The sequence below is a fragment of the Ruegeria sp. AH12 genome, assembly GCF_056541465.1.
Genome location: NZ_JBQFYL010000236.1, coordinates 1 through 503, shown reverse-complemented (window position 1 = coordinate 503; position 503 = coordinate 1). Strand labels below are relative to the sequence as shown.

Annotated in this window: 2 pseudogenes; both read left to right on the top strand. The window is 53.5% G+C overall.

Features of this window, described 5'->3' with window-relative positions:
• Window positions 1–305 (top strand): annotated as a pseudogene (locus ACR0EL_RS22825) (TRAP transporter small permease); the annotation flags it as partial.
• A pseudogene (locus ACR0EL_RS22820) lies at window positions 305–503 on the top strand (TRAP transporter large permease); the annotation flags it as partial. The pseudogenes ACR0EL_RS22825 and ACR0EL_RS22820, both read left to right, overlap by 1 nt.

Below are 503 nucleotides of genomic sequence, written 5' to 3'. Positions count from 1 at the left end.
TCAGCGAATTCCGCACTGCAATGCCGAGGGCTGGGCAATTGGCTTGCCTGATACTCGACGCGATATTGTGGTTCATCTTTGCGGTGATCGTCATCGTGACCACAACACGGCTGGTGGCATTGTCGGCATCAAACTTTCAGATCGTTCTGGGAACAGACAATATCATGCAGTGGTGGTTCCTTCTGGCCGCACCGCTGTCGTTCTTTCTGATGGTCGGGCGCGTGTTTCAGAACCTTGCCGATGATCTGAACAACTGGAAAACAGGCGAGCCGCTGATCAAGCAGGCCGTGATCGGAGCAGACTGATGACAGACGGAACTATGGTCACACTGATCTCTCTTGCGGTCACGTTTCTGTTCATGCTGGGCGTACCGGTTTTGCTGGTAATCGGCTATTGGGTCATCGGCTGTTCGTTTGTTCTTGGCCTGACGCTGGACAACATGGGTGCTGAACTTCTGAACGTGTTCAACAAGGGTTTCGCCTTGCTGGCGATGCCGCTGTTCA